We start from the raw sequence: 11713 nt of genomic DNA on the forward strand, positions 1-11713 counted from the left end.
GAAGCAGGCGGTTCCCAATTTGGAGGGCTGGTGGAGGCAGGCAGGGAAGCCGAATCAAGGGCCGAGGTGACCGCGTGGACCCAGTTCGTCGAAGCACTGCGTGCGGCGGGTGACCGCCTCGCCGCAGACACCGCCGATCTGGATGACGCCGAGCGCGCCGACGGATTCCGGGCGCTGCTTCGAGCGTTGCACAACCAGCTCGGACGATTCGAAATCGACCGCGAACGCCCAGAACTGGTGCCGTTCAACCGCTGGCGGCAGAAGTTCCTGATGGACAACCCCGACTTCGGGTACTGGGTCGCCGACATCCGCGCCGACCGGCGATACCGGATCGTCGGCAATCGGGGCGATGCGTCGTATGTGTCGATCACTGCCTACGCCGCCAGCGGTGGCTTGGGGGCACAGGCGAGTTCGCGTCTCGACAGCGATTCGATCACCTTCGACGTGGAGGGAAACTTCGAAGTCGCGGTGGGCGGTGCAGGCAACACCTCAGCCGACCAGCTAGACCTGCCCGAGCAGGCAAACGCGTTGTGGGTGCGGTTCTTTCATGACGACGTGCGTAACGACAGGGCGGGCTGGTGTGCCATCGAACCGCTCGACGAACCCCCAATACCCGTCCCGATCGACGCGCCGCGGTTCTGCCATCAACTGCGCCGCCTGGCTTCGGGCACTGCCGTTTTACCGCAGATTTTCGCTGCCGCAGGCGCCGAAGATCTGGCCCGACCGAACGAACTGCGGCACTGGTCGGAGATGGTCGGCGGCGCGGTGTTCACCGAACCCGGTATCCACTACATACGCGGGGGCTGGCAACTCCAACCCGATGAGGCGCTGCTGATTGAGGGTGACCTTGTCGGATGCCGCTACTGGAACATCTTGGCCTACAACCGATATCTGAACTCGCTGGACTACCGCTACCGCCCGGTGTCCTACACTGGCACAACGGCAACCGTCCGCGACGGCCGATACCGGTTTGTGCTGGCCGGCCAGGATCCCGGCCCCGGACTGGGGGACTGGCTGGATACCGAAGGGCGTACGTTCGGCATCGTCGTCATGCGCTTTCTGCAGCCCGCACATTCTCCGGAATTGCCCACGGTCAGCCGCGTTCGGCTTGACGAGCTACGAAACACCTGATGGCTCAATGGATTCCGGAGCCCCGGACCCCGGAGGCGGAAAAGCTCTATGCGGCAGCCGAAGCCGACCGGACGAACAACCCCGGCCGTTACCGCCTCGGCATCGAGGCGACCGCCGACGTCGTAGAGCGGGCGACCGCCGGAAGAGACCCGGCCGAACTCGGTCCACAGCCCGAATGGCGTGACGCGCTCGAGTGCTATCTGGAATCCGCCTTGCAGGACGGTCGGCTCAATGCGCTTGGCGCACGGATGGTTCAAGACACCGCCGTCGGCAAACTTCGCGCCCGCGTCGCGATCGATCGTTATCTGCGCGAGAACCCTGCCGTCGCCGATCGGCCCCTCGCTGCGCCCATCGTGATCGTCGGCGCCTGGCGGACCGGGACAACGTTTCTGTTCCGGCTGCTGGCGGGCGACCCCCAGCTTCGCGCGCCGCTACCGGCGGAGCTCACGGCACCGTGGCGCATCGCCAAGCTGGACCCCGACGGGCGGAAAAAGCTGATCGACGCCAGCGCCGCCGCGCACGACATGCTGCACCTGCTCAACCCCCGCATGCCCGCCGTGCACAACTCGGGTGCGCGCCTTGCCGAGGAGTGCGTCCTGGCCATGGGCACCGGCCTGCGCAACTGGGGGTTCGCGTCGACCACCCGACTCGACGGTTATGCGTCCTGGCTCGCGACACAATCCTTCGCCGACGAATACCGCAGGCACCGGCGGACCCTGCAGATCCTCGATGAGGGCGACGGGCGCCGCTGGCTGCTCAAAGCGCCCGCGCATACCGCCGAGCTGCACCACCTCGCCGCGACCTACCCGGGTGCGTGCATCGTGCATCTGCACCGCGACATCGTCGAAACGGTGGCTTCGGGCGCGAGTCTGTTCGCGACGTACCGATCCACCTACAGCGACGAGGTCGACGCGCACGACGTTGGGCGGTTCCAAACCGAGCAGACCGAGCTATGGCTGCGTCGTGCACTGGATTTTCGTGCCAGCCCTGCCGCACGAACCGTCACCGTCGTCGACATCCGCTACGGCGACCTGGTCGCTGACCCCGAAGCGGTGGCGCGGCGCATCTACGCCGCCGCCGACCTCGAGCCGCCGGACTTACCCGCCCTGATCACGCAGTACAACAGGGCCCATCCCCGGCACGGCCACGGCGCTCACCGGTACGGTGCGGGCGAATTTGCCATCGATGCGGACGCGCTGCGCGAGCAGATGTCGTTTTACACCGCGTTTGTCGCCTCTATTGTCAACGACTGAATCCCGCTAATCGGCGGCTTGCGCCCGGGCGGTGATGGGTAACCCAGTGTTCTCCCAGATAGGAGACTGCCTTGAGCGACGGCGTTCAAACCGGAGTCATCACGACGCACGTACCCGCACGGCTGGACCGGCTGCCGTGGTCCCGGTTTCACTGGCGCGTAGTCATAGGTCTCGGTGGCGTCTGGATCCTCGACGGCCTTGCAGTCACGATGGTCGCGGCCGTTTCGCCCCGGCTGATGGAGAAGGGCAGCGGTCTCGAACTCACCTCATCCGAAGTTGGCATGGCGGCAGCGTTCTACATTGCCGGCGCGTGCCTCGGCGCCCTGTTCTTCGGCCACCTGACGGACCGCTTCGGCCGGCGCAAACTGTTCATCCTCACCCTCGCGGTGTTTCTGGTAGCCACCGTCGCGACCGCATTTGCGTTCGCGCCTTGGTATTTCTTCATCGCCCGCTTCGTGACGGGTGCCGGCATCGGTGGCGAATACGCTGCAATCAATTCGGCGATCGACGAACTGATCCCCGCCCGGGTGCGCGGACAGGTGGACCTGCGGATCAACGGGTCATATTGGCTGGGTTCGGCCATTGGGGCCGCCGGTGCTCTGGTCCTGCTGGACACGTCGCACTTCGCGGTGAACGTGGGTTGGCGACTCGCCTTCGGCATCGGCGCGGTTCTCGGCATTCTCGTTCTCTTGGTTCGGCGCAACGTGCCGGAAAGTCCACGGTGGTTGTTCATCCACGGGCGCAACGAGGAAGCCAACGACACCGTCGCCCAGATCGAACAGGAAGTGCAACGGCAAACCGGCGAACCGCTGCCCGAACCGCAGGGGCGTCCGCTGAGAATCCGGCAGCGCGAGACCATTTCATTCCGCGAGATCGCGCGGGTGGCGTTCTCTCTCTATCCGCGGCGGGCGGTTCTCGGGCTGGCCCTGTTCATCGGGCAGGCGTTTCTCTACAACGGTGTGACCTTCAATCTCGGAACCCTGCTGAGCGACTTCTACCACGTCGACTCCGGTCGGGTGCCGCTGTACATCGTCCTGTGGGCGCTCAGCAATTTCCTCGGCCCCCTGCTGCTGGGGCACTTCTTTGACACGATCGGACGCAAGCAGATGATTTCGCTGACCTACATCGGTTCCGCGGCCATCACCGTCATCCTGGCCGTGCTGTTCGTGACCCAGGTCGGCGGGGTCTGGGCCTTCATGGGCGTGCTGACGGCGATCTTCTTCCTGGCTTCGGCCGGCGCGAGCGCCGCCTACCTGACGGTCAGCGAAATCTTCCCGATGGAGACCAGAGCCCTGGCGATCGCGTTCTTCTACGCGGTGGGCACGGCGATCGGCGGCATCAGCGGCCCGCTGCTGTTCGGCAATTTGATCGAGTCCGGGCAGCGCGGCGTGGTGGTGTGGTCGTTCATCATCGGGGCGGTTGTCATGGCGACCGCCGGTGCGATCGAACTGTGGCTGGGCGTTGCGGCCGAACAACGCCCGCTGGAGGAACTGGCCTTGCCGTTGACCGTGGCCGACGCGGCGGAGGACGCCGAATAGGGCCGCTCTCAGGGTATTTCGGCGACCAGCCGGCCCACGACGTCGCCGACTCTGAGTCGTTCGAGGGCATCGGGAATGTCCTCGAAGGTGATCGTTTCGGTGTGTATGGTCAGCTCGCCGTCGGCCATGTGCTGCAACACCGGCTCAAGGGTGCCCGGATGGCCGCCCCGGGCGCCACGCAACGTCACTTCCTTCAGCACCAGTTCTGGGGTGGAGATAATGGCTTCGTTGCGGCCGAGTCCCACCAGAATCACCCGACCGCGCTCCCGGACCGCGCTGACGGCACCCGCGGTGGTGGTCCCGAACCCCGCGAAATCGACAATCACGTCGAGTCGCAACGAGGCCAATTCGCGGACGTCTTCCACGATGTCGAGAACTCCACGTTGCTTGGCCAGATCCCACACCTCGCGTCTGGGTTCGGCCGCGTAAACCTCGGCACCCGCCAGCACGGCGATGCGGGCACCGGTGAGGCCCAGGCCACCGAGCCCGACGATTCCGACTCTTTCACCGGGGCCCAGCTCACCGACTTCCATCACCGCGCCGTAGGCGGTTTGGCCCGCGTCGGTGGCAGTGGCGGCCTGGGCGAAGCTGATCCGGTCGGAGAATTTGACGAGGGACTTGGCGGAGGCGAGGCACTTGGCGGCGAAGCCACCGTCGATGGACCAACCCGGCGTGCCGTGCTTGCCCGCCTCGATCGCGACGCGTTCGCCTGGCTGGAAATCAGCGACGTCGGCGCCGACCGCCGCTACCACTCCTGCCACCTCGTGACCGGGAATGATCGGCAGTTTGGGTAGCAACGGCGTCAGTGTGCCGTCTAGGAAACCGACATCGCTGTGGCACAGGCCCGCGGCGCGCACGTCAATGACGACCTCGTCGGGTCCGGGTTGCGGATCGTCGCAGTCGATCAGTTGCAATGGCTGGTTCGCGCCAACCAGCTGCCACGCTCGCATCGTCCGATCCTCGGCGACCGACGCGCGCGGATCAAGATTGCCGTTCTGTCCCGGCTGACTAAGACTGGGAGTCCCTCTGGATGGGTAAAGAGTGTGCAATGGTGCACGGGGGTTGGTCAGCTGGCGAACGGGGTGCGATGTGAGACGGCTCAACGGTGTCGACGCGTTGATGCTCTACAGCGAGACCCCCGAAGTACACATGCACACCCTCAAGATCGGCATCCTCGACGTATCCGGAGTCCCGGGTTTCGACTTCGAGCTGTTCAAGAAGGTGGCGTATCCACGGCTGTTTGCCCTGGCGCCGCTGCGCTATCAGCTTGTGGACATCCCGTTCAAGCTTCATCACCCCATGTGGGTGCAGAACCCTGACATCGACCTCGATTACCACGTGCGCCAGGCGACATTGCCGGAGCCGGGCGGACGCCGTGAACTCGACGAATTGATCGGCACCATCGCCAGCACGCCGCTGGACCGCAGTCGCCCCCTGTGGGAGATGTACGTCGTCGATGGGGTGGCCGACAACCGGATAGCGGTCATCCACAAGGTCCACCACGTGTTGGCCGACGGCGTGGCCTCCGCCAACCAGATGGCCAAGGCGATGCAGGCCGAGATCCCTTCGGTGCCATTGGCATCGTTGCGCCCGGAAGATCAGTCATGGACCCGGCGGAGTCTGCTCACCGCGGCCGCGCGCGACCATGTCGGGCTGATCCGCAAGATTCCGCGGCTGGTCAGTGAGACGGCTACCGGTGTGACTCGAGTCCGGCGTCGCGCCAAGGAACGGGGGAAGCATCCCGAACTGGCCCGCAATTTTGCTCCGCCAGATTCCTTCATCAATCACGTTGTGTCGCCCGGCCGCAGGTTCGCGACGGCGCCGTTGGCCTTGGCGGACGTCAAGCAGACCAGCAAGCACCTGGGCGTCACGCTCAACGACATCGTGCTGGCGACGGCGGCGGGCGCGCTGCGGCGTCTGCTGTTGCGATACCAGGGCCGAGCCGATTCGCCGCTGATCGCCGGGGTGCCGGTCAGCTACAACACCTCACCGGACCGATTGGTGGGCAACGAGTTCACCTACGTCACTCCGTCGTTGCCGGTGCACATCGAGGATCCTCTCGAGCGGGTGCGGCTCACCGCACTGTCGACCAAAATCGCCAAGGAAGACCACCAGCTGCTCGGCCCGACCGTGCTGCCGGCCTGGATGTCTTACCTGCCGCCGGCGCTGGCGCCGCCGTTCTTCCGCTCCGCAGCGCGCCGCCTCGAGTCCGCCAACGTCATGAATCTCACCATCTCCAACGTCCCCGGCCCGCGGGTTCGCGGCCAGTTCGAGGGGGCGGCCGTCAACGAGATCTATTCGGTCGGGCCGGTGGTAGCCGGCAGCGGATTGAACATCACGGTGTGGAGCTACGTGGACCAGCTCGCTCTTTCGGTGCTGACCGACGACCGCACACTCGCCGATCCGCACGAGGCAACCGCGGCACTGGTCGACGCATTCAGCGAAATTCGTCGTGCGGCAGGCTTTTCCGAGCCCCTGACTGCCCTCGAGGGTGCCCTGCCACCGGTAACCGTAGGCGTATGAACCGCTTCGTTCGGTGCGCTGGTTCCTCCGTTATCGGACCGTATCGGCCGAATGGTGGCGACCTGAACTGGGTAAATGGTTGTCTGGAAGGATCGTCCTGACCAAAGTCAGTGACGTCGTTTCGATGTCAGGCAACCGGTCACAATTCGAGAGGGACGCCCGTGGTCTTCCGCGCCGACCAGGAGATTGGTCGCGATCTTGCTGCGGTCGACTGGGCATCCACTCCACTTGGACCCACGGACGGCTGGCCCCAGAGCCTTCGCACCGCCGTGAGCATCCTGCTCTCGTCCCGCTTTCCGATGTGGATGGCGTGGGGGCCAGAGCTCACGTTTTTCTGTAACGCCGCCTACCGGCGCGACACGCTGGGCCGCAAGTACCCCTGGGCGTTGGGCCGACCGGCCAGCGAAGTGTGGGCCGAGATCTGGCCGGACATCGGCCCACGGATTCAGAGCGTCCTGAACACGGCGGAGGCGACATGGGATAAGGCCCTGCTGCTCATCCTGGAGCGGTCTGGCTACCCCGAGGAGACCTATCACACCTTCTCCTACAGCCCATTGCGCGACGACGACGCGCGCGTGGTCGGCATGCTCTGCGTGGTCAGCGAGGACACCGAACGGGTAATCGCCGAACGTCGGATGTCGACGTTGCGGGACCTGGGCTCCGACCCCAGCGTTGTGCGTACCGAGCGGCAGATGCTGGACTTCACCGCCGAACAGCTGGCGCGCAACCCCTACGACCTGCCCTTCACCCTGACCTACCTGTTCGACGAGGACGGCACCGCGAGGCTGGCGGGAGCCAGCGGGATCAAGGCCGGGCATCCGGCGGCACCGGAAACGCTGACCACCGCCGACACTTCGCCGTGGCCCGTGCAGAAATCCGCGGACGGCGACGCCGAACTGGTCGCGCTCGACCCGTCCATGCAGCTGCCCACCGGCGCCTGGCACGAGCCGCCCACGCAAGCGCTCGTGGTGCCGTTGGTGCAGCAGGGTGCCGCGCCGCTCGGGTTCATGGTCGCCGCGCTGAATCGCTACCTTTGGCTCGACGACGCCTATCGAGGGTTCGTCGAACTCGTCGCCGGACACATTGCCGCGGGCGTGGGCAGCGCGCGCAGCTACCGGGCCCAGCAGGAGCGCGCCGAAGCGCTGGCCGAACTCGACCGAGCGAAGACGACGTTCTTCTCCAACATCAGCCACGAGTTCCGCACCCCGCTGACATTGATTCTCGGCCCGGTCGACGAGCTGCGCGCGAGGCCCGGACTCGACCAGCGGGCTTACGAAGAATTGGAGCTGGTCCATCGCAACGGCTTGCGGTTGGCCAAGCTGGTCAACACCCTGCTGGACTTCTCCCGCATCCAGGCCGGGCGGATGCGGGCCCAATTCGAACCCGTCGATCTGCCTGCCTTCACCGCCGACCTTGCCAGCGTCTTCCGGTCGGCGATCGAACGGGCCGACCTGACGTTCACCGTGGATTGCCCACCGCTGGGCGAACTCGTATACCTGGACCGCGAGCTGTGGGAGAAGGTCGTGCTCAACCTGCTCTCCAACGCACTGAAGTTCACCTTCAAGGGCGCCATCGAGGTTCGGGTGACTCGCGAAGGCAACGAGGCGGTGATGTCCGTCAGCGACACCGGTGTCGGAATCCCGGAGCCGGAGATGCCCCACCTCTTCGAACGCTTCCATCGCATCGAAACTGTGCGCGCCCGATCGGCCGAAGGCAGTGGAATCGGCCTGGCATTGGTCAAGGAGCTGGTCGGCATCCACGGTGGCACCGTCACCGCGACAAGCCAGGTGGACGTGGGCACGACGTTCACCGTTCGGTTGCCGTTCGGGACCGCCCACCTGTCGGCCGACGAGCTCGTCGCCGAACCGAGCGCACGGGCGCCGTACGGGGAGGTCGCCCAGCCATATCTGCAGGAAGCGTTGCGTTGGCTGCCGACCGACCCCGACCTCGCACCAGCCGACGCCAGCACGGCGGGCACCCTGACGGCGGCTGCTCCGGCTGGGAGTGACGACGCCCGAGCGCGAGTGCTGGTCGCTGACGACAACGCCGACATGCGGGACTACCTGATCAACCTGCTGCGCAGTTCCGGCTACGAAGTCAGCGGTGTCGTCGACGGGAATGAGGCCCTGCAGGCCATTCGCGCCGCGCCGCCCGACCTGGTGATCAGCGACGTCATGATGCCGGGATTGGACGGTCTCCAACTGGTCGCCGCATTGCGGCAGGATCCGCTCACCGCCACGCTGCCCGTCCTGCTGTTGTCCGCGCGCGCCGGCCAGGAAGAGTCCATCGAAGGGCTGATGGCCGGCGCCGACGACTACCTCGTCAAGCCGTTCGCGGCCGCGGAACTGCTGGCGCGGGTGCGCGCCAACGTCGAGCTGGCCCGGGTGCGCAACCATCAAGCCCGCTGGCGCACGGCGCTGGTGAACTCGCTGCAAGAGGCGTTTTTCATCTGCGACGACCAGGGTGCCGTCATCGAGATCAACACCGCCTTCACCGAGATCCTCGGCTACGGTCCCGAACAGCTGCCCTACGAACTCGATCACCCGTGGTGGCCCAGCGCGGACACCGAACCCGAGGCCCGTCGCCAAATCGAAGCGGCGTTCACCGAAATGCTCCACAGCGCCCACGGCGCCCTGACGGTTCCGGTGACTCACCACGATGGGCATCGCCTCTGGGTCGCGGTCAACTTCAGCCACGCGCACGACCCCGATTCCGGCCGCCGAGTCATGGTCGGCACTTTCCGTGACGTCACCGCCGAGCACTACAGCGTGCAACGCGCCACCGCCCTGGCCGCGTTGAATCAACAACTGGTGCAAGCAGATACGGTGGACGACGCGCTCGGCGGCGCCGCCGAGGAGCTGCGCCGGGTATGGCAGGCTCGGCGCATTCTGGCCGCGACGTTCCTTACGAACAGCGAGGACTCCGCAGCGCCGGAACTGATCTGTGCCGGTGAGCCCGCCGCGTGGGCCGACCTGCCGCCCCGACAGCGGTTGTTCATCGAGTCTTTGCGCGACGCCGACTCGCTGACCACACTGAGCCCAGAAGCGGGTGCTGCGGGCATCGGGTTACAACATCCCCGAGGGGTGCTCGTCGTGTGGGTAGAGCTGGCGGAGGACCGGCCGTTCACCCCGGAGGATCACACGCTGCTCACGGTGCTGGCCGGACGCCTGGGCCAAGGCCTGCAACGGGTCTACCGCCTGGACGAGCAACGCGAAACGGCGGTGGCGTTGCAGCACGCGATGCTGGGTCCGGCGGATCTGCCCGGAGGCGTCGCTGTCCGGTACCACCCGGCGAGTCGGCCTCTGCAGGTCGGTGGCGACTGGTACGACGTCGTGGAGCTCGACGACGGTCGCACGGCGTTGATCGTCGGCGATTGTGTCGGTCACGGGCTGGCCGCCGCTACGGTGATGGGGCAGCTGCGCAGCGCCTGCCGGGCGCTGCTGCTAGAGCAGTCCAGCCCGAGCGCTGTGTTGGCCGGGCTTGACCGCTTCGCCGCGCGGCTGCCCGGCGCACGCTGTACGACCGCGTTCTGCGCGGTGCTCACGCCGGACACGGGTCAACTCGTGTACTCCAGCGCGGGCCATCCGCCGCCCATCATGGTCCATGCCGACGGCACCAAAGCCCTGCTGGACGGCGGACACGGATTACCGCTGGCGCTGCGGCCGGACTGGCAGCGACCCGAGACCAGCACCGTAATGCCGCCTCGCGCAACGGTTTTGCTGTACACCGATGGTCTGGTAGAGCGGCGCGGTTTGTCGATCGACGACGGCATGGCGCGCGCGGCAGATCTGATCGAATGCGGACGTTCGGAGTCGCTGGACGACCTGGCAAACCACCTCATGTCCCAGCTTGAGCCCGCGAGCGGCTACTCCGACGACGTGGCCGTGCTGCTCTACCGGCAACCCGCTCCACTGTCGATCCGGTTCGCCGCCGACGTGCAACAGCTTGCCCCGAGTCGGCGTGCGTTGCGCAACTGGTTGACCCGGGCGGGAGTGCCGCCCGCGCAGATACAAGACGTACTCATCGCTACCGGCGAAGCGGTCGCGAACGCCATCGAGCACGGCCATCGGGACCGGCCCGGGGGAACGGTCACACTGCAGGCGACCGCGCTAGTCGACCGGGTGCTGGTGACCGTGAGTGACACCGGTACTTGGAAGACACCCCGCGTCGTCCCTGACGTCAGCCGCGGTCGCGGCATCCTGTTGATGCGGCGGCTGATGGAGGACGTTGAGATCAACTACAGCGACGACGGCACCACCGTTCATCTGCACGCGAGGATCACGTAGATGCCCACACCCCTGAACCTGAGTACCGTCCGCGGTGCCGACGGTACTCCCAAGGTGACCGCGACCGGCGAGATCGATCTGAGCAATATTCACCGCTTCACCGAGGCTCTCAACGCGGCCAGCGCCGGCACCCGCGGGCCCCTCACGATTGATCTCAGTGCGGTCAAATATCTCGACAGTGCCGGCATCAACGCGCTTTTCGATCACGCCGACGAAGTCGACGATCTACATGTCATCGTCCACCCGTTTTTGATCCCCGTGTTCACCATCAGCGGTCTCAGCGAGATCGCGACCGTCGAACCTGCCTCGCCGACATCTGACGAGATCGGGCGCTAACACCGCGCGGTACGAATAAAAGAGATATGTTGCGCGCAATGGATCAACGACTTCTGAAGGGGGTCAGATGTCGTTTGTCATCGCTTCGCCGGACGTTTTGGCTGCTGCCGCCACGGATTTGGCCAATCTCGGGTCGGCACTCGGAGCGGCCAATGCGGCTGCGGTAAACCCGACGACGTCGATCCTCGTCGCGGCCGGAGACGAAGTGTCGGCGGCCATCGCCGCGCTGTTCTCCCAACACGCCCAGGGCTATCAGACGCTCAGCACACAGGTCGCGGCATTCCACGAAACGTTTGTGCGCGCCCTGACCGGTGGTGCGGCCTCGTACGCGGGAGCCGAAGCAGCGAACGCTTCGCCCTTGCAGAGTTTGGTCAATGCGGTCAATGCCCCCTTCCAAACGCTGACCGGGCGCCCGTTGATCGGCAACGGCGCCAACGCCGCCCCGGGGTCGGGACTTGACGGTGCGCCCGGTGGGTGGCTCTTTGGCGATGGCGGTGCCGGCGGGTCCGGAGCGCCGGGCCAGAAGGGCGGAAACGGCGGTGCCGCTGGACTTTTGGGCACCGGGGGAGTCGGCGGGGTGCTGTTGCCGGTGTTCCACCACACCTTTGGCTGCTTGCTGGCCCAGCCACTGACGGCTTCCAGCTCG

At 66.1% G+C, this 11713-nt stretch carries 8 protein-coding genes; 7 read left to right on the plus strand and 1 reads right to left on the minus strand.

Annotated features, from left to right (window positions below):
• Positions 1-27 precede the first annotated feature (27 nt).
• The 3 genes from BST27_RS12025 to BST27_RS12035 all read left to right on the plus strand — a co-directional run bounded on the left by BST27_RS12025 (position 28) and on the right by BST27_RS12035 (position 3922).
• Positions 28-1131, plus strand: coding sequence for a hypothetical protein (locus BST27_RS12025; protein ID WP_372515545.1), 1104 nt, complete (start codon positions 28-30; stop codon positions 1129-1131).
• Positions 1131-2384, plus strand: a complete 1254-nt coding sequence (locus BST27_RS12030; protein WP_069418260.1) for a sulfotransferase family protein — start codon at positions 1131-1133, stop codon at positions 2382-2384. Before BST27_RS12025 ends, BST27_RS12030 begins: the two co-directional genes overlap by 1 nt.
• 71 nt (positions 2385-2455) lie before the next feature.
• Positions 2456-3922: an MFS transporter gene (locus BST27_RS12035; RefSeq protein WP_069418261.1), complete on the plus strand. Its 1467-nt coding sequence runs from the start codon at positions 2456-2458 to the stop codon at positions 3920-3922.
• A gap of 8 nt (positions 3923-3930) precedes the next feature.
• Here the strand turns inward: BST27_RS12035 and BST27_RS12040 are convergent, their stop codons facing one another.
• Positions 3931-4872 (minus strand): alcohol dehydrogenase catalytic domain-containing protein, encoded by a 942-nt coding sequence (locus BST27_RS12040; RefSeq protein ID WP_069418262.1) that lies wholly within the window; start codon positions 4870-4872, stop codon positions 3931-3933.
• Between the two features lie 139 nt (positions 4873-5011).
• On the opposite strand from BST27_RS12040, the gene BST27_RS12045 reads away from it, so the two are divergent.
• The 4 genes from BST27_RS12045 to BST27_RS12060 all read left to right on the plus strand — a co-directional run.
• A complete protein-coding gene (locus tag BST27_RS12045) occupies positions 5012-6445 on the plus strand; it encodes a WS/DGAT/MGAT family O-acyltransferase (protein ID WP_069418263.1) in 1434 nt (477 codons plus the stop codon).
• A 269-nt stretch (positions 6446-6714) separates the two neighbouring features.
• Positions 6715-10731, plus strand: coding sequence for a SpoIIE family protein phosphatase (locus BST27_RS12050; protein ID WP_232007215.1), 4017 nt, complete (start codon positions 6715-6717; stop codon positions 10729-10731).
• Complete coding sequence (locus tag BST27_RS12055) at positions 10732-11067, plus strand: STAS domain-containing protein (protein WP_069418265.1); 336 nt, start codon at positions 10732-10734, stop codon at positions 11065-11067.
• Between the two features lie 67 nt (positions 11068-11134).
• Positions 11135-11713, plus strand: a 579-nt coding sequence (locus BST27_RS12060; protein WP_139805119.1) for a PE family protein, incomplete at its 3' end; no start/stop codon positions are given.

The organism is Mycobacterium intermedium (assembly GCF_002086275.1).
Classification (GTDB): Bacteria; Actinomycetota; Actinomycetes; order Mycobacteriales; family Mycobacteriaceae; genus Mycobacterium; species Mycobacterium intermedium.